Source organism: Pseudomonas kurunegalensis (genome assembly GCF_030291635.1).
Classification (GTDB): Bacteria; Pseudomonadota; Gammaproteobacteria; order Pseudomonadales; family Pseudomonadaceae; genus Aquipseudomonas; species Aquipseudomonas monteilii.
This window is the reverse complement of sequence record NZ_CP127871.1, coordinates 3,849,109-3,869,880: the sequence shown is the minus strand read 5'-3', so window position 1 is coordinate 3,869,880 and position 20,772 is coordinate 3,849,109. Positions and strand designations below refer to the sequence as shown.

Annotated in this window: 20 protein-coding genes; 10 read left to right on the top strand and 10 right to left on the bottom strand. The window is 55.7% G+C overall.

Annotated elements, in window-relative coordinates:
* Positions 1 to 156: 156 nt before the first annotated feature.
* The 4 genes from QQ992_RS17530 (at position 157) to QQ992_RS17515 (ending at position 4,098) form a co-directional block, all read left to right on the top strand.
* The gene (locus QQ992_RS17530) at positions 157 to 1,050 is read left to right on the top strand and encodes a LysR family transcriptional regulator (RefSeq protein WP_286110498.1); all 894 of its coding nucleotides are present in this window, start codon (positions 157 to 159) and stop codon (positions 1,048 to 1,050) included.
* Between the two features lie 39 nt (positions 1,051 to 1,089).
* Positions 1,090 to 1,989 (top strand): LysR family transcriptional regulator, encoded by a 900-nt coding sequence (locus QQ992_RS17525; protein WP_286110497.1) that lies wholly within the window; start codon positions 1,090 to 1,092, stop codon positions 1,987 to 1,989.
* 106 nt (positions 1,990 to 2,095) lie between these two features.
* Positions 2,096 to 2,857, top strand: a complete 762-nt coding sequence (locus tag QQ992_RS17520; protein WP_286110495.1) for a glucose 1-dehydrogenase — start codon at positions 2,096 to 2,098, stop codon at positions 2,855 to 2,857.
* 776 nt (positions 2,858 to 3,633) lie between these two features.
* Positions 3,634 to 4,098 (top strand): toll/interleukin-1 receptor domain-containing protein, encoded by a 465-nt coding sequence (locus tag QQ992_RS17515; protein ID WP_286110494.1) that lies wholly within the window; start codon positions 3,634 to 3,636, stop codon positions 4,096 to 4,098.
* Between the two features lie 147 nt (positions 4,099 to 4,245).
* Here the strand turns inward: QQ992_RS17515 and QQ992_RS17510 are convergent, their stop codons facing one another.
* From QQ992_RS17510 to QQ992_RS17500, 3 genes are all read right to left on the bottom strand, one after another.
* Entirely contained in the window at positions 4,246 to 5,499 is a 1,254-nt protein-coding gene (locus tag QQ992_RS17510) for a reverse transcriptase domain-containing protein (protein WP_286110493.1), read from the bottom strand.
* A gap of 761 nt (positions 5,500 to 6,260) precedes the next feature.
* Positions 6,261 to 6,722, bottom strand: a complete 462-nt coding sequence (locus tag QQ992_RS17505) for a GlcG/HbpS family heme-binding protein (protein ID WP_286110492.1) — start codon at positions 6,720 to 6,722, stop codon at positions 6,261 to 6,263.
* 77 nt (positions 6,723 to 6,799) lie between these two features.
* On the bottom strand, positions 6,800 to 7,822 hold the full coding sequence (locus QQ992_RS17500) for an MsnO8 family LLM class oxidoreductase (protein ID WP_286110490.1): 1,023 nt from the start codon (positions 7,820 to 7,822) through the stop codon (positions 6,800 to 6,802).
* A gap of 312 nt (positions 7,823 to 8,134) precedes the next feature.
* Here QQ992_RS17500 and QQ992_RS17495 point away from each other — a divergent pair, with 312 nt between their 5' ends.
* From QQ992_RS17495 to QQ992_RS17485, 3 genes are all read left to right on the top strand, one after another.
* The gene (locus tag QQ992_RS17495) at positions 8,135 to 9,304 is read left to right on the top strand and encodes a p-hydroxyphenylacetate 3-hydroxylase oxygenase component (protein WP_286110489.1); all 1,170 of its coding nucleotides are present in this window, start codon (positions 8,135 to 8,137) and stop codon (positions 9,302 to 9,304) included.
* 74 nt (positions 9,305 to 9,378) lie between these two features.
* On the top strand, positions 9,379 to 10,320 hold the full coding sequence (locus QQ992_RS17490) for a p-hydroxyphenylacetate 3-hydroxylase reductase component (protein ID WP_286110488.1): 942 nt from the start codon (positions 9,379 to 9,381) through the stop codon (positions 10,318 to 10,320).
* Between the two features lie 290 nt (positions 10,321 to 10,610).
* The gene (locus QQ992_RS17485; RefSeq protein WP_286110487.1) at positions 10,611 to 11,369 is read left to right on the top strand and encodes a hypothetical protein; all 759 of its coding nucleotides are present in this window, start codon (positions 10,611 to 10,613) and stop codon (positions 11,367 to 11,369) included.
* A 132-nt stretch (positions 11,370 to 11,501) separates the two neighbouring features.
* Here the strand turns inward: QQ992_RS17485 and hpaI are convergent, their stop codons facing one another.
* The 7 genes from hpaI to QQ992_RS17450 all read right to left on the bottom strand — a co-directional run bounded on the left by hpaI (position 11,502) and on the right by QQ992_RS17450 (position 17,695).
* On the bottom strand, positions 11,502 to 12,305 hold the full coding sequence (gene hpaI, locus QQ992_RS17480) for a 4-hydroxy-2-oxoheptanedioate aldolase (protein ID WP_286110486.1): 804 nt from the start codon (positions 12,303 to 12,305) through the stop codon (positions 11,502 to 11,504).
* A gap of 10 nt (positions 12,306 to 12,315) precedes the next feature.
* Positions 12,316 to 13,119, bottom strand: a complete 804-nt coding sequence (gene hpaH / locus QQ992_RS17475; RefSeq protein ID WP_286110485.1) for a 2-oxo-hept-4-ene-1,7-dioate hydratase — start codon at positions 13,117 to 13,119, stop codon at positions 12,316 to 12,318.
* Positions 13,120 to 13,314: 195 nt separating this feature from the next.
* Complete coding sequence (locus QQ992_RS17470) at positions 13,315 to 13,719, bottom strand: 5-carboxymethyl-2-hydroxymuconate isomerase (protein ID WP_286110484.1); 405 nt, start codon at positions 13,717 to 13,719, stop codon at positions 13,315 to 13,317.
* Positions 13,720 to 13,779: 60 nt separating this feature from the next.
* Positions 13,780 to 14,703 carry a 3,4-dihydroxyphenylacetate 2,3-dioxygenase gene (hpaD, locus tag QQ992_RS17465; protein ID WP_286110483.1) on the bottom strand — a complete coding sequence of 308 codons (924 nt, stop codon included), beginning with the start codon at positions 14,701 to 14,703 and terminating at the stop codon, positions 13,780 to 13,782.
* Between the two features lie 90 nt (positions 14,704 to 14,793).
* Positions 14,794 to 16,254, bottom strand: coding sequence for a 5-carboxymethyl-2-hydroxymuconate semialdehyde dehydrogenase (hpaE, locus tag QQ992_RS17460; RefSeq protein ID WP_286110482.1), 1,461 nt, complete (start codon positions 16,252 to 16,254; stop codon positions 14,794 to 14,796).
* 5 nt (positions 16,255 to 16,259) lie between these two features.
* Positions 16,260 to 17,027 (bottom strand): fumarylacetoacetate hydrolase family protein, encoded by a 768-nt coding sequence (locus QQ992_RS17455; RefSeq protein ID WP_286110481.1) that lies wholly within the window; start codon positions 17,025 to 17,027, stop codon positions 16,260 to 16,262.
* Positions 17,024 to 17,695 carry a fumarylacetoacetate hydrolase family protein gene (locus QQ992_RS17450; protein ID WP_286110480.1) on the bottom strand — a complete coding sequence of 224 codons (672 nt, stop codon included), beginning with the start codon at positions 17,693 to 17,695 and terminating at the stop codon, positions 17,024 to 17,026. The genes QQ992_RS17455 and QQ992_RS17450 overlap by 4 nt, the downstream gene beginning before the upstream one ends.
* 184 nt (positions 17,696 to 17,879) lie before the next feature.
* On the opposite strand from QQ992_RS17450, the gene hpaA reads away from it, so the two are divergent.
* From hpaA to QQ992_RS17435, 3 genes are all read left to right on the top strand, one after another.
* Positions 17,880 to 18,785: a 4-hydroxyphenylacetate catabolism regulatory protein HpaA gene (gene hpaA, locus QQ992_RS17445; RefSeq protein WP_286110479.1), complete on the top strand. Its 906-nt coding sequence runs from the start codon at positions 17,880 to 17,882 to the stop codon at positions 18,783 to 18,785.
* Positions 18,786 to 19,028: 243 nt separating this feature from the next.
* The gene (gene hpaR / locus QQ992_RS17440; RefSeq protein ID WP_286110478.1) at positions 19,029 to 19,451 is read left to right on the top strand and encodes a homoprotocatechuate degradation operon regulator HpaR; all 423 of its coding nucleotides are present in this window, start codon (positions 19,029 to 19,031) and stop codon (positions 19,449 to 19,451) included.
* Between the two features lie 86 nt (positions 19,452 to 19,537).
* Entirely contained in the window at positions 19,538 to 20,734 is a 1,197-nt protein-coding gene (locus tag QQ992_RS17435) for a Bcr/CflA family multidrug efflux MFS transporter (protein WP_286113962.1), read from the top strand.
* The last annotated feature ends 38 nt before the right edge of the window (positions 20,735 to 20,772 follow it).

Genomic DNA, 20,772 nt, shown 5'->3' with positions numbered 1-20,772 from the left:
CGCGACCGACCGCTATCGACCCAGTGCAGACATCCAGGTCTGTCCGGTTTCATGGCGTTCAGCATGGGTGCCCGCTGCATAGGTTGATCGTCGCAGAGATGCTTTATGTAGCGTGGTAGAACATAATGCTGGGAACTGCATAAGCTGGACTCATCAATGGCCCGCGACAAATTCAGCGACCTAGTCGTATTTTTAGCAGTGGCGCGGGAAGGGAATTTTACCCGCGCGGCGGCAAAACTTCGCGTAACGCAGCCTGCGGTTAGCTACGCAGTGCGTGAACTGGAGTCTCGACTGGGCGTACAGCTCGTTATCCGCCGGACACGAAATGTCGCGCTCACGGAGGACGGTCAACGGTTGTTTGATCGTGTTGCTCCGGAAATCTCGGGTATCGATGCCGAGCTTGACGCTCTGAAAGACCTCCGCGATCACCCAACCGGAAAAATCAGGATCACCGCCATTGATTACGCGGTCAGAAGTACCCTGTGGCCCAAGCTCGCCAACTTTCTGCCTCGGTATCCAGACATACAGGTGGAACTCGTCAGTGAATACGCCAGCGTTGACATAGCTGCACAGGGTTATGATGCCGGCGTGCGATTCGGCGAAGCGTTAGCTCAAGACATGATCTCCATAAGGATTGCCCCGGACATCAAAAATACGGTGGTTGGCTCCGCTTCATACTTTTCTTCATACGCAATTCCATCCAACCCCAAAGACCTCATCGACCATCGTTGCATCAATCTGCGCCTGGCAACACATGGAGGACTGTACGAGTGGGAGTTCTCTAAGGGCGACCAGTCAATAAACACGCGGGTTGATGGGCCAGTCATCTTCAACAATGCCTACGACATCCTAGAAGCGGTCAGGGCTGGATTTGGCCTGGGCTATCTGCCTCAAGACCTGGTGAAAGATGACGTGGCGAGTGGCCGTCTAGTATCGGTGCTTGAGGACTGGTGCCCCACGTGGTCAGGGTTGCATTTGTATTACCCGAATCGCAGGCAACCCTCGCGCGCAATGACGCTTCTCATCGAAGCACTGAGGGAGCAATCATGAACTGCTGCCCGATCAGACACCCTTGCAGGAATGACAAAAATGGCCGGTGAGCATTTGCGCGAAGTTCTGGCGTTCCTGGCGGTTGCCAGAGAACGCAGCTTTACCCGCGCGGCAGTGCAGATGGGGGTGTCTCAATCCGCCTTGAGCCACACTGTTCGTAACCTGGAGGAGCGGCTGGGTCTGCGGTTGTTGACGCGCACCACTCGAAGTGTATCGCCAACTGAAGCCGGTCGGCGTCTCATGCAACGGGTCGCTGCCAGGTTTGAAACGATCGACGAGGAGCTAGCGTTCTTCAAGAACAGGAGCACTGCTTCGGAGAGCCGATTGCGTATTTCCGCTTCGGAGTTCGCGATGAACACGCCATTGTGGCCCAAGCTGGTGGCGCTACAGCACCAGTACCCAAAGCTTCACATCGAAATGAGGCTGGCGTCCGATTCAAGAGACGGCCTACCGGACGGCTACGATGCGATGATTCGCTGCGGTGACCTGGTGGCCAAGGACATGAAGACAATCAAAATTTCTTCCGAGTACCGAATGGCAATCGTTGCTTCACCCGGCTATCTGGCAGACCGCGAGGTACCGATGACACCGAACGATCTGGCTCAGCATCAAGTTATCAACACTCGCTACCATCCGGATGGCCCTATAGAGAATTGGACGCTGACCCACAGAGGACAGCAGAGGAAGATTTCTGTAGAAGGCCCATGGACGTTCGACAGGGCCTCGGCTGTGGTTGAAGCAGCTATTGCCGGCTGCGGTCTTGCATACCTTCCGAAGCCCTTGGTGGAGGAGCATTTAAACTCCGCCAGGCTGCTCAGCCTGATGGGTGATTGGTGCGCCCCCATCCCGGCTTTTCATCTCTGTTATTCCACGCAAAATCACGCTTGCGCAGCGCTCGATCTCATTGGGGCGGCCCTATCTGGCAAACTCAACGATTAATGATTTTTGCTTATAGTCATAAGCTGACTCAGCATGAATACAGCATGCGACGCACTTGTTAGGGTAGACGTCGAGAATATCGATGACCTGATGAGGTGGGTAAATTATGAATTTGTCATTCGCTAACAAGGTGGCTCTGGTCACAGGCGCTGCTATGGGCATGGGCTTCGCTGCCGCACGTAAATTTGCCGAAGCTGGTGCGACGGTGGTTCTGGCTGATCGCGATGCCAAGGCGTTGCAACTAGCTACTGAAGAACTTGAAGGCGCTGGCCACAAGGTGCTTGGCATTTGCTGCGATGTCTCGGATGAAACCCAGGTCGCCGCCATGATCCGGCAGACTGTAGAGGTATTTGGCCGCCTGGATGTGGCCTTCAACAACGCCGGCATCCAGATCGCGCATACCGATGCAGCGGACGTATCGAAGGAAGACTATGAGCGGGTAATGGCAGTCAACTTGAATGGTGTGTGGCACTGCATGCAGCACCAACTGCGTCAGATGCAGCAACAGGGCTGCGGTGCCATCGTTAACTGCTCATCCTTGGGTGGGCTTGTCGGCAATCCTGGCTTCGCCGCTTACCATGCAGCCAAGCACGGCGTGATCGGCATGACCCAGACTGCCGCGTTGGAGTACGCCTCGCGCGGCATTCGCTTAAACACAGTTTGCCCGGGTGTGATTGATACACCGATGGTCTCAACGCTGCTGGCCGATTACCCAGATGCTATGGACGCCATCATCAAGAAGCAACCCATCGGAAGACTGGGCGGCGCGGAAGAAGTAGCGGCTGCGGTTCTGTTTCTTTGTAGCGACGCTGCAAGTTTCATTGTTGGCGTGGCTCTGCCTGTTGACGGCGGTTACACCGCAATCTGAACGCCCGCTTTCCGGCGCTCGGTGGTCGCCTACCGACGCGCCGGGTCATCTTGTTCAACCCCTGATGCTCCCCCCCGTCGTCCGTTCTATACAAGGCTTGCTCAAGTAAGATCCAGCGTCTGCTATGGGTCGAAAGCGGTTTGAGGCGAACGGTAGCTTTCGAACCATCGCAAGCGTTCGCTGATGCCAAGGTTGTGAGTAGCCTAAGTTGATTTGCGTAACCTGTTACAGGCTGTGCGGTGAGCAGCGCGTCTTATCGGCAGGAAGGCTATCTCGTAGCGGGCTCAACATCGTTAATCGTCAATTTTGGGGTCGATCTGCTAGGTCCCGTCGACCGTAAGCGGCGCTTCGCAGGGCAGTAAGCGGTGCTTGCGTTGGCACAGTGATATCAGTGATTCTTCAGCAGAGGCGCTTTGAAGAGACCGGTTCTTTCTGGGCGCTAAATACTAGGTAATGTCACGCCAATGCCGTCGATCTCGTCAGCACATGAGATAGACCAGCTTGAATGGCGTGTTTTTCGCGCTCCTGGAGATAGAATCGACATGGCGACATGCACTGCACCGAGAAATGGCCACCGCTCCGCGAGCGCGCGAGCTAATTGTCCTGCTTGTAGAGACCGTTACAGCAGCTATGGGGCGCGCTCATTTTCGTCGACCGCCTATCCATCATCCTCAGCCTCCCCAACTTCGGGAGGCACGAGTAGGGCGACCACTCGGGGACTGACTAGTACGGTACCTGAAATTTATCGGCGCCCATTATCCGAAGTACCCAGCCTCGTGCGTAGTGATGTTCCAACGCCAGCGCAATCAGATGGTCAGACCTACGATGTATTCGTCTCACATGCGTCTGAGGATAAAGACGATTTCGTCAGGCCGTTGGCCAATGCATTGATCGCGGCAGGGCTTAAGGTATGGTTTGACGAGATGACGCTACGAATTGGAGACAGCCTACGACAGAAGATTGACAAGGGCCTCGTGAACAGCCGTGTGGGGCTTGTAGTTCTTTCTCCGGCCTTCATCAAGAAGGGATGGACTAACTACGAACTAGACGGCATCGTCACCCGTTCCGTCTCTGGGGAGCAAGTATTACTACCGATTTGGCACAATATCACGAAGCAGCAAGTGATGGATTTCAGCTCCTCCATCGCGGACAAGGTGGCGCGAAGTACCGCTGTTCATACCATTGATGAAATTGCAGCGGAGATCGCAGATTTGCTGAAATCTAGAGATTCAGGCGCTTAAATCGTCCGACATGGCGACTCGTTTGGCGCACTGGGGGAAACCAAGGGCGGCGAAAGCCGCTGACTGTCAGCGGGGGCCGTTAGGAGTGAGAGATAATAGTCGACCAATAAGCTGCCCTCGTTAGAGGGTAGCTAACAGCTAAAGCCGTCACTCCGTTTCGCTTCGCTCCGAATGCACTGCTGCAAGCAGTCTTACCCCTAACATCCTACGCTGGGCCGTGCCATTTGATTTTTGAAAGAGGCCCGCTTTCTCATTTTCATACTGCGCCAGTGCATTTGTAATGTAATCATCCAAACTTTTTATCCAATGGCCATTGCTGCAAAAGGAAAACGCTTTCCCCCAACCTAGGATTACCCGATCCAGATTCTGTAGCGCGCCAGAGTAGGAACCCTTGGGGGATATTTCTCCAGCTTCGATACTGAATTTCATCATGCGTATTGATGCGTCTAAATCGGATTTTATTCGTTTCTTAAACCGCTCCCTTGTGGCCGTAGAGGGCTGGACTAGTCCTTCTGAAACAAAGCACCCCAAGAAATCGAACCCTGTAGCGGTATGGCCCCTTGAGGCTTTGTCGCTTTTTGCTAACGGCGGATATGCTTCAAGTGAAAGCTTTTTGAGTTCAGTCTGGGCTTTGCTGAAGGCTCGATCCACGCAGCTCATGTCCTTCCCCAGGATCAGGAAGTCATCGATGTACCGGAGGCAAGTGACTTCACCATTGTTCATGACTTGATCAAAGTCATGCAGGTACAAATTCGCTATGAGTGGGGATAGGGGAGATCCTTGAGCAACACCCTCCACCCCGATGGGGAAAATGTCATCCAGACCCTGCCGTCGAAGCACGTCGATGTTCGCCAGATCTGTGGTGATAGCCGCTTGGAACAATGCGATTGTGTCAGGGCATTTGATGTGAGGGGCTACGAGCCGCATCACATAGGCTTTATCAATTCTGGTGAAGAACTCGGCGATGTCTGATCGGATATGAAAGCCAGCACCTTTCGCAATGGCTGCTTTGGCATCGGCTATCGCCATCGAGACCCGTTTGCTTTTTATCCCCCCGTAGCTCGTCGGGACAGCCATCGCTTCTTTTACGAATTTGATACGTGATAGAGCGTCGAGGAGAGCCCGCTGGACGATTCGATTAGGTAGAGGCGAAAGCACAATCGGGCGAGCATTTCCGTTGGCTTTGGTTTTCGCCACACCGGTCTGCTTCTGGAAGGTAAAGGTCTTTTTGGATAGCGCGCGCTGGATGTCGGAAAGCGACTGGGGGAGTTGGCTATCGAAGTCCCTGGCCTCGTTTCGGATGGTTTCGGATGACGAAGAAAAGGCGCTTTCTTTGACTTTCCTCCAAGCCGAATACAGTGAGTCGCCGCTGTAGATCCTACGGTAAAGCGAGGAGGCCACAAAAACTCCTTGTTTGTTGGGAGACACCAGTGAACTCTCACCCAACTGCTACAGGGGACCTTCAACCTTCGGGAGACCGCGAAGCCTTAACGGCGATCTTGGTCGCGACCCGGACAGCAACCTCCGAAGAGAGATGGCTGGCGTCTGTCAAACTTGGTTCAGTGCTGTGAGGCGGCTGCACCAGCAAGCAGGCGAGGCTGATCGCAGTCACGAAACTCCGTGATGCTGTGAGCGCCAAGCTGGCACGTTTTTGCATAAACGCATGATTATCCCCCAAGAATCCTTCAAAACACGATAAATCGTAGCTTTTTGGGCTTAGCGGTTAAGCTCGCGCCGCGCGCCAGGTTGACACGTTTTTGCACGAACTCGCGTTGCCTTCCGAAGACCCCGCCAAGGTGCAAATCGTACCTTTTTAAGGTTCGCGGTCAAGCGCAAGCCGTGCGGCTGAACATCGAACACCGCGCTGAAAATAAAGCTACTAACCGGCTGGTGACCCCAACCTACAGACAGAGTTACGGTTATTGACGCAGCAGTCGAGCGGTACTCTTTACCTTCGGGAGACCGCGAAGCCTTAACGGCGATCTTGGTCGCGACCCGGACAGCAACCTCCGAAGAGAGATGGCTGGCGTCTGTCAAACTTGGTTCAGTGCTGTGAGGCGGCTGCACCAGCAAGCAGGCGAGGCAGCCCGATGTTAATCAGCCATGCGGCCAAAAGCCACCTTTTTGGCGGCTCGTTTGTACTGCACACACCAGCTTCCAGCTCAAGCATGGTTCTCGATCGCCCCTTGCTGTATCAGGTCACTGATTCTTCGTTCTGCTGCTTTGGCGCATAAGTCATCATCGGCCTCACTTGCTCCCGATACACCGATGGAGCCTACGATTTCTCCATCGCACAGAAAGGGTTCGCCGCCCCCGAATAGGGCCATGCCTGGCTGAAGCGGCAAGCCTGTCTGTACAGCCGGAGAGCACCCTTGCAGACGATCTGTCCATTCTGAAGTAGATTTGCCAAACCCTCCGGCGGTAAGCGCCTTATTCAAGGCGATAGCTTGCGATGGTCTTGGTGCACCGTCCATATGTGACATATGGATTGACGTCCCGCTAGCGTCAACGATGACCATACTGACTTTGATGCCCAACTGCTGTGCTTGCTCGATAGCGGCCTGCATGCCTTGGACGGCGAGATCGAGCGTAATCGTCGGCTGCTGTCTCAACCAAAGGGTCATTCTGCCTTTCCTCATTTGAGGTTGACTGGGGGATGCTGCTTGCTGTCTTCACTGTGGGAATGCGACAGAAAGCTGTGTCATTTCTTAGAAAGGCCATGCGCATTCGCGAGTAGGCGGTAGCTCTGAATGCGATCTTCCAGACGATGTGTGACGGTCACGACACCAATTTCATCGCTTCCAAAGGTATGTGCCAGCTCTTGGATTTTGTCGTGACAGCTCTTGGGTGAGCCGACCACCATATCGCCGAGTGTGGCATCGAACTCCACGCGCTCAAGCTGAGTCATTTTCAGATAACGCGCCTTTACCTCTGAGGGTGACAAAAGAGGTTCCCGCGGGGCGGACCCGGCCATCATTTTTCTGTATACCGCCGTACCCGCGATGAACCGCGCTTCTTCATCTGTAGGCGCGCAAATCACCGCCAGCGCGAGCAGTCGAGGAGGGGATATCCCATGGCCGGCTCTCTGATAGACCTCGGCGTGAAGTTTGAAAATGGCAGGAGAGCAAACACGGGGAGCAATGAACTTCGCCAGCGCCAAGCCCATTCCCAGCTCGCCGGCAAGGTCGGAGCTACCGCCACCAGAGCCGAGCATCCATAGTGACGGCATGATGGAATCTTCAGTGGGAAATGCCAGTGTTGCGTACGGGTGTCCGGATGGAAAGCTTCCTCGTAGGAAGGCGCAGAGTTCAGCCGCCTGTTGAGGAAAGTGATCGTGCTGAATCAGAGTACCTGGCGCCGCCAATGCCGCAGAGCTGAGATGATTTCCTCCTGGTGCACGTCCAATTCCCAAGTCAATACGTCCTGGAAATAACCCTCCTAGCAGAGCAAAGGTTTCAGCGACCTTGTAGGGACTGTAGTGGGTGAGCATCACGCCACCACTCCCGACTCTGATCCGAGTCGTGGCACTTGCAATTCTTGTTACCAGGATCTCTGGAGCGGCACCTGCGAACTGGATGCTGTTGTGGTGCTCAGCCACCCAGTAGCGGTGATAGCCCAATTGCTCGCATATGATCGCGAGATCTACTGACATCGCCGGCGCGGTCACCGCGGTGCGATCCTCATGGATAGGTGTCTGGTCTATTACGGTTAGGCGCAAAGTCACAGGCGTGCTTCCGTCATTCGGGAGGTTTTGCGCAGATAGCGGTTCTGATCCAGGATCTTGTCGATCTTCGTAATAGGCACCGAATCTACAACTTTGTTCATATATTAACGAAATGGAGGCGAGCCTGCGACCGGGGTCAGAGATTTCCCATGAAAAGTGCAATTTTCTGCTCGTAACGTGCATTTTCGGATGGTGATAGGCGGCCACATACTGGAGTGGTCATCGAGTGTAAGGCCGACGGATACAGCCCTCGCAAGAGTGCGAGACGGCCATCGTCCTGGACAGAATTCTCCAATAATAAAGAGACCATCCATGAAAAAGCCCAACCCGCTGCTGGAAGATCTGAAGTCTGTCTTGCCTGCCATTGCAGCGAATGCTTCGCAGGCGGAAAAAGATCGTAGCGTGCCGGCCGAGAACATCGCCCTGCTCAAGGGGATCGGAATGCACCGAGCCTTTTTGCCCAAAAAATTTGGGGGCATGGAAATCTCGCTTCCTGAATTTGCAGACTGTATCGCCGTACTTGCAGGCTCATGCGCAAGCACCGCCTGGGCGATGAGCTTGCTTTGCACTCATTCACACCAGATGGCGATGTTCCCAGCCAAGCTCCAGGAAGAAGTGTGGGGCACCACGCCAGACGCTACTGCAAGCAGCAGCATCGCGCCATTCGGTCGTACCGAAGAAGTTGAAGGCGGCGTAACCTTCAGTGGTGAGATGGGCTGGAGTTCGGGTTGCGACCATGCTGAGTGGGCAATTCTGGGATTCCGGCGTAAAAACGCCGAAGGTACCCAGGACTACTGCTTTGCAGTCCTCCCTCGCAGTGATTACGAAATCCGTGACGACTGGTTCGCCATCGGGATGCGAGGCAGTGGTAGCAAGACGCTCATCGTCGAAAATGCATTTGTGCCTGAACATCGTATCCAGAAAGCGAAGGATATGATGGAAGGAAAATCTGCTGGCTTTGGTCTCTATCCAGACAGCAAAATTTTCTACGCTCCATATCGCCCATATTTTGCGAGTGGCTTCTCCACCATCAGCTTGGGTGTTGCAGAGCGTATGCTTGAGGTCTTCCGCGAAAAGACCAAAAACCGAGTTCGCGCCTACACCGGCGCGGCCGTGGGCGCAGCGACCCCTGCACTGATGCGCCTGGCCGAATCTACTCACCAGGTCGCAGCGGCGCGTGCACTGCTGGAGAAGAGCTGGAGCGAGATCGCAGAGCACAGCGAGCGCCATGAATATCCTGCCCGTGGCACCCTGGCTTTCTGGCGAACCAATCAGGGCTACGCAACCAAGATGTGCATCCAGGCGGTAGATCGGTTGATGGAGGCGGCTGGCGGTGGCGCCTGGTTTGAGAGTAATGAGATGCAGCGACTCTTCCGCGACTCTCATATGACAGGTGCTCACGCTTACTCCGATTACGATGTATGCGCTCAGATTCTTGGTCGTGAGTTGATGGGTCTTGAGCCCGATCCTTCGATGGTCTGAGGCCTTCTCTACGACCCAATCGACACATAAAAACAATGAGAGCGAGCCGTTTACGGCTTGTTCGGGAGTCTTGCATGTCCACAGAAACTACTGAACATGAGTTTGATGCACGAGCGTTTCGTCGCGCCTTGGGTAATTTCGCAACCGGCGTAACAGTGATCACAGCCAGGGACCCCAGCGGTCGTCAGGTGGGTGTGACTGCCAATAGTTTCAACTCGGTATCGCTCGACCCGCCGCTCATCTTGTGGAGCATCGACAAGCGTTCCAGCAGTCATGAGGTGTTTGAGGCAGCGTCCCATTTTGCAGTGAACGTGCTGGCAGCCGACCAGATTGACCTCTCCAACAATTTTGCACGGCCGAAGGACGACCGCTTCGCAGGCATCGCTCATGAACCAGGGGAGGGTGGCGCTCCTGTGTTCGCAGATTGCTCAGCGCGATTCCATTGCGAGAAATTCCAGCAGCTCGATGGCGGAGACCACTGGATTCTCGTTGGGAAGGTTGTGGCATTCGATGACCTTGGCCGGGCGCCGCTGCTCTACCATCAGGGTGCCTACTCCATGGTGCTGCCTCATACCCGCATGACGAAGCGTGAAGAAGGTCAGTTACCTAGCAGCAATTTCCAAGGTCGCTTGAACCACAATATCTACTACCTCATGACCCAGGCACTGCGGGCATACCAAGCGAGCTACCAGCCTCGTCAGCTCTCTACAGGCTTGCGCACGAGTGAAGCGCGGATGCTCATGGTCCTTGAGAATGACGCTGGTCTCGGCCTTCCAGATTTGCAGCGGGAAGTTGCGATGCCAGCCCGAGAGATCGAGGAAGCGGTGACCAACCTCAAGCGTAAGGGGTTGGTAGAGAATGCCGGCGACTGCGTAAAATTGACGGTCAGGGGTGTAGACGAGACCGAGGCGCTTTGGACCATTGCGGGTGAGCAGCAAGAGAAAGTATTTGGGCAGTTCAGCAAGGAACAGGTCGAGACATTTAAAGAAGTGCTGAAGGCCGTAATTCGGAGCTGAATTACATTTTTACCTGGAACAACGGCGCCCTGGAGCGCCGTTTTTTCGCTTTGTGAAATGAGCGGGAGTAATCATAGGCACCTTGCTTGATATACTCGCTGATCTGACAGCGATTGGAGGCCGACCTCATTGTCGTAATGCTTCTCGCGGCTGCCATGTTAGGTATTGATATTGCTCCATCGTTGGTGTTTCGACAATTGACTTCAAGGCGCTGCTCGGCTAGGGCAGCCATGATTAACGTGCTCCTTGAGCGCGAGAATATCTGATTTTGGATTTAGAAGGATTACGATTTGCTCCGATTTGGTAAGCTACCTCTAAGTGGAAAACATATAGCAATTGTTGCTGTCATTGTTGGTTTATATGCAGGTTTTGTCGCCTGGTTCGTATGGCCGGAAACCTCTATCAGCAGAGCGAGAGTGTGTGAGGTAGGTGGTTGCGCTGATGAGGTTTTCTTGGTTCATGGAAAGGTAAATGAACTAGGTGCGTGGCGGGTTAAGAAAAATCTAGAGGAGTTGATTGCTGCGCATCCTGAAATTAAAAAAGTCTGTGTGTCGTCGAGAGGAGGCGTAAGCGAGAGTGCTATGGAAATCGCTGACACCATTTTTTCTAATGGTTTGCAAACTTGTTTGGCACTCAAGTATCGGTTGGAGGGCACTGCGGGCGGCTACATTGAAGGGGAGTGTCAGTCAGCATGCATTTGGATGGTTTTAGCAGGTAAAGAAAGGATTTTATACGACGATCGTCTTTTGCTTGGATTTCATGCGGCTAGGTATCGAAGCGGCGGGATAGCTGTTGCAGATCTCCCGATGTATATAGACAGGTTGACTCGCTACGTTGGTGCGCGTAAAGGGGGATTTGAGGAAGTGGAGCCATTAACTAGTCTCTCATGGTGGGCTTTCCAGCAGGGAGCGGAAGTGGAAACCACTAATTGCACCGCTCGGGAAGTACAAAAACTATATCCGTATTTCACCACGGTTCGCTTGGTCAGTAATGCGCCTTATAAACATTGTGGCATTGTGCCGCCAGGCAAGGTGAAAAGGGCGCTCTAGAGTGTATCTGTGCGGATGGCTTCTCATTGAAGCGTAAGGTCCGTATTAGATCCGTTTGATTTCGCTTTCTCACTCAATATCGATTTGCATATCAGAAGAGGCGCAAATGCGCCCCTTTTGTGTTCTGCAAAGCTAGTACACGCCTCCGCCAGCGCTGCTGGTCACAGTGCTTTCCTTGAACTTGCCAGCGAGGGTCTGTAGGCCTCGCATGAGCACCGTCGTGTCTACTCCTACTGCCACGAAAGCAGCCCCCAGCTCAATGTAACGACGAGCCAGCTTTTCGTCGGCACTGAGGATCCCCGCGGCTTTGCCTGCTTTGCCAATCCTGACAATAGACTCTTCAATGATTGCCTGGACTTCTGGGTGCCCTGGATTGCCACGGTGGCCAAGAGCAGCGCTCAGATCAGCTGGACCGATGAACACACCATCTACGCCTTCAACAGCCAGGATTTCGTCCAGATTTGCGAGGCCTTCTTTGTTCTCAATCTGCACCAGTAGGCACATTTGCTCGTCCGCGAGATCGAGATAGCCAGGGATGCTGTTCCAGCGTGAGGCGCGGGCCAGTGCGCTGCCAACGCCCCGAATACCCTTGGGCGGATAGTGCACAGCCTTGACCAGTTGGCGGGCTTGCTCGGCGGTCTCTACCATCGGCACGAGTAATGTCTGTGCACCGAGGTCCAGGACCTGTTTGATGAGCGCAGTGTCGCCTATTACCGGGCGAATAACTGCTTGGCTAGGGTAGGGGGCTACAGCCTGGAGCTGAGCCAACATCCCTCGCAAGTCGTTCGGCGCGTGTTCACCATCGATCAGCAACCAATCGAAGCCGGCATTTGCAGCAAGCTCTGCGCAGTAAGCATCTGCTAGGCCGAGCCACAAGCCGATCTGAGCTTCGCCACTCCGCAGGCGTTGCTTAAAGTGGTTGGTAGGCATGTCCATTGGCAGGTCCTCAAACGAAGCGGCAGGCAATCGAGCCGAGCATGTCGTAGTCGACGTGGAAGGTATCGCCTGGGCGAGCGGCGACCGGGCGAGTAAAGGAGCCACCCAGAATGATCTGGCCAGGCTGGAGCGTAACGTCGTACGGGGCCAGCTTGTTGGCCAGCCATGCGACACCCTTGGCGGGGTGGTTAAGCACGGCGGCGCTGACCCCAGACTCCTCGATCACGCCATTGCGGTAAAGCACTGCCGGCACCTTGCGCAAGTCGATCTCGGTAGGGCGCACGGCACGGCCGCCCATGACCACGCCGGCGTTGGCAGCGTTGTCAGAAATGGTGTCGAACACTTTGCGCGTAGCCTGGGTTTGCGGGTCGACCTGCTGGATGCGCGCGTCAATGATTTCTAGCGCCGGGATTACCCACTCGGTAGCGTCCAGCACGTCGAACACGGTGACGTTGGGGCCTTTCAGTGGCTTGCCGAGGATGAACGCCAATTCCACTTCGACGCGCGGCACGATGAAGCGCTCGAAAGGGATGTCGCTACCTTCATCGAACAGCATATCGTCGAGCAGGGCGCCGTAGTCAGGTTCGGTAATGTTTGACGACACCTGCATGGCCCGCGAGGTCAGGCCGATCTTGTGGCCGACCAGCTTGCGCCCGGCTGCGATCTTTTTCGCCACCCAGGCGCGTTGGATAGCGTAGGCGTCTTCGATGGTGATTGCGGGGTGGTCGAGCGAGAACTGGCGCACCTGCTCCCGGGAGCGTTCGGCCTGATCGAGGCGTTCGGCGGCTTGTTGGATGAAAGCGTCGTCTAGCATGGTGGAAATCTCTCGATTCAAGATATGACGTTGGCGGCTCGGGTGCGCAGCATCAGCAGGTCACATAAGGCGTTGAATACGGCATTTACGTACAGCGCCAGGCTTGCGCTGTGAGTGGTGGCGCGCAGCTGGCCGATGTGAAGCGCTGACGGGAGTTGCCAGTACCTGGGAAGCGCTGCACTAAAACCCATGGTGCTAGCGGTTGAACAGCGGGTGCAGTGTGCTGTGCTTGGCGTCGTAGACCTGGCTGTTGCTGTGGTCGATCTGCACTGTGATGCCGATTGGCCGTTTCTGTAGCAGTGGGTCGAGGTGAGTTTTTAGGACGGCTAAGAGACTATCGCCCACGGCCTTATGCACCTCAGTGCTTCGACCCGTACCCATTCGCAGGTTGGCATACAGAAAGCCATAATCACCCTTACCGTCGGCTACCGCGCAATGGGCGGCGGGGTAGGCCAACACGCGGGTTCCGCCAGTGGGAAAAACGGCTTTGCCATCAGCGTCGCGTTGTTCAAGCATGGTGTCAGCCAAAGCGCGGCAGAGACCGGTTATGTCGGCCTCCGCTTCAACGTCGGGGGTATAAAGCAAAACCAGGTGTGGCATGAGGGCGTCCTCGGCGATGCAGGCTGGCCACCCTCAAAGGGGGCCAGGCGTGTTGTGGTATCACAGGCGGCTTGTGGGCATTACGGCGCTGGGGTTGGACGCCTGGGAAGGCGGGATTGCAGAACCGTCTTGAGGTGTTACTGGGAAGATGGCGTTGATCTGGCCAGTGCCCGACGAACCGAAATATGGCGTCACTACCTCGGCCTTACCGTCGTACTTTGACCAGCCCAGCACACCCAGGAGCATCGCCGTGTCATGCATAAAGCCTTCACCATGACCTTTGGCTGCGTACTCTGGGAGCATCCCGCAGAACTCTTCCCATTCGGCGTTTTCCCACATCTTTACTACACGATGATCGAGGGTTTCTAGGAATGGGCTCCACACTTTGGTGGCAAAGTCAGGTGCTTGGCCGTTCTGAGCGAAACGATGCGACAGCGATCCGCTGGCAAGGAACGCGACGGTGCCGTCATAGTGCTTCTCTACCGCTTTGCGCATTGCCCAGCCAAGGCGGGCGCTGTCTGCCAGGTAGTGCGAAGTGCAGAGCGCCGAGACCGAGATGACCTTGAAGTGCTGGTCCTTGTTCATGTAGCGCATGGGCACCAGAGTGCCGTATTCGGGGCCGAGAGTCGTCGCGTGGTGCGCCATGGTCTCAACGTTGAGGCGATTGCATTCCTCGGCCAGGATCAACCCCAGCTCTTTATTGCCGGGGAACTCGTACTCCATGTTGCTGATGAAGTGCGGCAGCTCATTGGAGGTATAGACCCCTTTGAAGTGCTCCCCACAGAGGACGTGGTAGTTGGCGTTTACCAGCCAGTGAGTGTCGAACACGACAATAGTGTCGACCCCTAACTCACGGCAGCGACGGCTAATCTCGTAGTGCCCATCGATGGCTGCTTGGCGAAAACCGTGACGAGGGCCAGGCATTTCGGAAAGGTACATGGAGGGTACGTGAGTGATTTTCGCGGCCAGGGCGACTTTACCCATGATCAGACTCCTTATTCTTGTAAATCCCGCAGCGTCGGGTAGATCCGGTGATCGTCAGAACAGCGGCCCGCCCAGCGCTTTGGAAAAAAGTCACACGCCCCAGCGAGGGATGTGATGGCTACCCATGGAAATACAGACGTTCTTGATCTCGGCGAATACTTCGAAGCTGTACTGACCGCCTTCGCGACCAGTGCCCGAGCCCTTCACGCCGCCGAACGGTTGGCGAAGGTCGCGCACGTTCTGGCTATTAATGAACACCATGCCAGCTTCGATGCCCCGGGCCAGACGATGAGCTTTGCCGATGTCCTGGGTCCAGATGTAGGAAGCCAGGCCGTACTCAGTGTCGTTAGCCAGTTGCAGCGCTTCGGCTTCGTCCTTGAATGGAATGAGGCACACCACTGGACCGAAGATCTCTTCTTGGGCGATGCGCATTTTGTTGTTCACATCTGCGAATACAGTAGGCTGGATGAACTGTCCCTTGGCAAGGTGTGCCGGCAGGTTGGCAGGGCGCTCCAGTCCGCCGGCCAGCAGGGTTGCCCCTTCCTCGATACCGATGCGGATGTAACCGGTGACCTTGTCGTAGTGCGCCTGGGTGATCATCGAACCGACCTGGGTTTGCGGGTCGGTTGGGTCGCCCACCTTCAGGCGCTTGGCGCGGGCGGCGAACTCGGCGACGAACTGCTTGTACACGGTTTCCTGGATGAAGATCCGGCTACCGGCGGTGCAACGCTCCCCGTTCAGCGAGAAGATGGTGAACAGTGCAGCGTCCAGCGCGCGGTCCAGATCAGCGTCTTCGAAGATCAGCACCGGCGACTTGCCGCCCAGTTCCATGGAGTACTTCTTCAGGCCGGCGGTCTGCATGATCTTCTTGCCGGTAGCGGTGCCGCCGGTGAAGGAGATGGCCCGTACGTCCGGGTGGCGCACCAGTGCGTCGCCCGCTGTGGCGCCGTAGCCCTGAATTACGTTGAGTACGCCATTCGGAATACCTGCCTCAACTGCCAGGCGACCCAATTCGTTGGCCGTCAGTGGCGACAGTTCACTCATCTTCAGTACCGCAGTGTTGCCCAGTGCCAGGCAGGGTGCGGTCTTCCAGGTGGCGGTCATGAACGGCACGTTCCACGGAGACACCAGACCACACACACCTACCGGCTGGTAGAGGGTGTAGTTGAGCATCTGATCGTCGACAGGGTAGGTATGACCGTCCATGCGTGTGCAGACTTCGGCGAAGAAATCGAAGTTGTGTGAGGCACGTGGAATCAGCACGTTCTTGGTCTGGTGTATCGGCAGACCGGTGTCCAGGGTTTCCAGCTCGGCCAGCTGCGGCACGTTCTGGTCGATCAATTCACCCAGCTTGCGCATCAGGCGGGCGCGTTCCTTGGCGGGAGTGTTGGCCCATTTTGGAAAGGCTTCCTTGGCCGCAGCCACGGCCTGTGCCACTTCTTCGGCACCACCGCTGGCTACTTCGCCAATGGCCTCGCCAGTGGCGGGATTGTAATTGACGAAGGTGTCTTTGCTTTCGACCTCACGGCCGTTGATCCAGTGTTTGATCATGCTGCTTACGCCTTGTTGTTCTTGAAGAAATCAGCTTCGCTGACGATTCGATTGACTAGACGGCCTACGCCTTCTACTTCGACCACCACTTCATCGCCCGGTACCACATCGGCCAAGCCTTCAGGTGTGCCGGTTGCGATCATGTCGCCCGGTTGCAGAGTCATGAAGCTGGAGAAGTATTCGATCAGGTAGGGAATATCGAAGATCATGTCCGCGGTGGTGCCTTCCTGCTTCAGCTCACCGTTGATCCAGGTGCGCAGTTTCAGGTTGCTGACGTCCGGCACATCGGCGGCATCGACGATCCACGGGCCGACCGGGGTGGTGGCATCGCGGTTCTTCACCCGCAGGTTGGGGCGGTAGTAGTTTTCGAGGTAGTCGCGGATGGCGTAGTCGTTGCACACGGTGTACCCCGCAACGTAATCCAACGCGTCCTCGCGCTTGACGTTCTTCGCCGGTTTACCGATTACCGCCACCAGCTCGCACTCGTAGTGCATGTATTTCACGTTGTCCGGACGCCAAGTGACCTGGTTGTGGCCGGTATAGGTGCCTGGAGATTTGATAAATGCCAGCGGTTCGGTTGGTGGGGCAAAGGCCAGCTCTGCCGCATGGTCTGCGTAGTTCAGACCCAAGGCGAACATGCTGCCTTCAGCAGGCGACAGCCACTCAACCTGATGCTCGGCTAGCAGGCGGCCATCGGCAAGGCGGACAGCGTGGTCGGCTTCTACTGTAACTGCGTGGATTGTGCCTTCATGGCGGATGCGCGCGTGTTTCATGCTTGTTCCCCCGACTCGGCGACGATGGTGTTGGCTAGGCGGCCTAGGCTGGTGATCTCGACTTCGACGTAATCGCCTGGTTTGACATCGACGCGTCCCTCGGGCGTACCGGTGATCAGTACATCGCCTGCGTGCAGGGTCATGAACTCACTCAGTTCGGCGATCAATTGTGGAATGCTGCGCACTAGGTTGGCGGTAGTGTTTTCCTGCACCACGGCGCCATTCACATACAGCTTCAAGGTCAACTGGTGTGGATCGGCGATGGCCGCTACAGGTACCAGTTCTGGGCCGATGGCGCAGAAACCGTCGCGGCACTTGGCCTTAACCGCAGGGCGGTAGTAGCTGTCTTCCGGCAGGCTGTACTCATTGACGATGGTGTAGCCGGCGACATGAGCCAGAGCATCGGCCGCGCTTACGCGGCTTGCATCCTTACCAATCACCACTCCCAACGCCGGGCCAGGTTGCAGCCTCTCACCGGTGGGGTGAATGACGTCTGCGCCATGTGCATTGCGGGTATTGGGGGTTTTGATGAACAGCACTGGCTTGATCGGAGCCTGCTTGTACGGCGGCTGTTCGAATTCAGCGAGACGTTGTGACAGCAGACCGTTGTAGTTCAGCGCGACGCCAAACAGGGTGCCGTTCGCAGCGTCATGCAAGGCATGGCTCATGCTTCTCTCCTGGCAGTGGTAGGGCGAAGGCCTTACCTGCTAATCGTTAATGTGTTAACGTTATATTTAATATGTTAACGATCGTCAAGCGTTCGTGTCGTGTCGTGTCGTAGCGTGGCTCAGCCGGCAGGTGCACCATGAGTGGGTAGCTAGCTGAGACGAAAAGAACAATGGGTACGAATTGATGACTGATCGGCAACCAATCCCGAACATCAACATTGGCCAGGTGTACGACCAGCGCTACAGCGATAGCGAGGTCCACTATGACCGTTTGGGTAACCTGGCAGGCTTTTTCGGGAGAAACATGCCCGTCCACCGCCACGATCGGTTCTTCCAGGTTCATTACGTCAAAACCGGGGCTGTCCGGGTTTACCTTGATGATCAGCAGTACATTGAATCCGGGCCGATGTTCTTTCTGACGCCACCAACAGTCGCTCACTCCTTCGTCACCGAAGCTAACAGCGACGGCCATGTATTGACGGTACGCCAGCAACTCGTTTGGCAGTTGATCGAGGCCGACGGAAGCTTGGTGTCTTCTGGGCTCCAGGTAGCGCCGGCGTGTGTTGCGCTGTCCAACCTCGCGCCGATGTACCAGGGGGAGGCCAGGCGTATTGAGCTTTTGTTTGAAGAGCTGAGCAACGAAGTCGCGGAGCGGCGGGCGGGTCGCAGTGCCGCATTGGAGAACCTTACTCGGCTGATCATGATCAGCCTCCTGAGGCTTTGCTCCAACTCTGTAAAAGCGACTCCTGCGCGGCGAGAGGATCTTAAAATCTTCCATCGTTTCAATGAGCTGATCGAAGCCCACTACCGCGAGCATTGGCCGCTTTCTCGGTACGCTGCGGGAATAGGAGTGACGGAGCCGAGGCTCAATGATGTCTGCCGCCGGATTGCAGATCTTCCATCGAAACGCCTCATCCAAGAGCGACTCATGCAGGAGGCAAAGCGACTTTTGCTTTTCAGTGCTAGTTCTGCGAACGAGGTTTGTTACCAGCTGGGATTCAAGGATCCGGCCTACTTCAGTCGTTTTTTCCAGCGTTACGCCAGCCTCACGCCTGGAGACTATCGGCAACGACACTCTGGACTGAGCTGATCTGGACACGCCTGGAGTGCTCCGGTCATCTGAATGGTTGTATCCAGATGGTCACAGCAAAGCCCCGCATGGAAAATGAGGTTTTCGTGGGGGAAGTTGTACTTTTCATGGGATTTGTCCAAGTGGGTGCGATGGCGCATCCCCGGTGTTCGGGGTGAGGCAGTCCACCAACGCAGGGCCGTTCTTGCACCCGTATAGGCATGCTAATAAGCTGCCGTTTCGCTCACTCGACGTGGTTTGATCATGGCTAAACCTAGACCTTCTCTTACTTTGACCCTCCTGCAAGCTAGAGAGGCCGCAATGGCATTTTTCAGGCCATCTCTGAATGAGCATGACCTGACTGAGCAGCAATGGCGGGTTATCCGAATCCTCAGTCAGCAAGGTGAGCTTGAAAGTCATCAACTCGCCCAGCAGGCATGCATTCTGAAGCCCAGCATGACTGGTGTGCTCAGTCGACTGGAGCGTGATGGCATCGTTCTTCGCCAAAAATCACAGCTGGATCAGCGCAGGGTTTTCGTGAGCCTTACCGAGCGCGGGCAGGCTTGCTTTGCTGAAATGAGCGGAGATATGGAAAGCAATTACCAAAAAATCCAGGCGCAATTTGGCGCGGAAAAAATGGCCCAGCTCCTCTCTCTACTTAACGATTTGAAGAAGATCGAACCCTAGGGGCGTTGCGCTTCAAGTGAAAAGGTTTGCTCAATAACGTTAAGATGTTATCGTTTTTGGGCCTGTCTTATCGCTTCGGAGCGCGCATGCTTGATTACCCTCGACGCCTCATTATTCTGTTGGCTGCCCTGGTGGCTTTTGCGCCGTTGTCGATTGACACGTACCTGCCCAGCCTGCCCTCCATTGCGGCTGATCTGAGCGCTAGCACTGAGAGCGTGCAGATGACCATAGGTGTCTTCCTCGCGGGCTTGTGTATAGGGATGCTCTTCTATGGCCCGCTATCGGATCGCTATGGACGCAAGCCATTACTGCTAGGGGGGATGTCGCTCTACCTGGTGGCTTCAATTGGTTGCATGTTGGCAAATACCGTTGAGCAGCTGATTGTCTGGCGCTTCTTCCAAGCGATTGGAGGGGCCGCAGCTTCGGTATTGGCTCGTACCATCGTCAGGGATCTGTTCTCCTTCGGAGATGCAGCGCGGACGCTGTCCATGATGCATCTGGCCACCATGGTCGCGACGCTGGTTGCGCCGCTTGCAGGCAGTTTTCTGATGCTGATACATGGCTGGCGGACCATCTTCGCAGGCCTCTTCGGCTTCGCTGCACTATGCCTGTTGGCTTGCATTTGGCGGATTTCAGAAACTCATCCTCCTGAAAGGCGCACACGCTCAGTCAGCTCCGCATTTGCTGGCTATTGGCGCATCGCATGTGATCCCACAGCAGTAGCTTTGATTCTCTGCATGGGGCTCACATTTGGAGGGATGTTTGCATTCATTACCGCCTCTCCATATGTCTACATTGAGTTTTTCGGAGTTTCACCGCGGCTCTATGGTTGGCTCTTTGCTTTGAACATTGCAGGCGTAATTGTCGTGACGGCGCTGAATGCTCGATTCGTCGGCCGCACAGGCCCGCTCAAGATGTTGGGCGTGGGCGCATTGCTTGCTGGAGGGGCGTCGTTGGGCCTTGCAGCTCTTGGTGGCGGGGGGATGCTCGGACTTTATGGCATCGTGGGTTTGGTAGTCGTATATGTCAGCGTGACCGGGCTGATGGGCGCCAACTGTGTGGCCTGCCTGTTGAAGCTTTTTCCAACTAACGCCGGCGCCGCTGCCGGGCTGGCTGTCTCCACGCAGTTTGCCATGGGTGCAGCCTTTAGCGCATTGGTTGGAGTCTTAGCAGACGGTTCTCCACGTCCTATGTGCTTAGTAATCGCCGCCGCAGGGTCGGGAGCGGTGCTGAGCTTTCTGTGGTTGAGGTTCAGGCGAGTAGGTGAGATTGCCGCAGCGTAGATCTCCTCCGGGCCAGTTCAGCTGAATTACGTTATCGG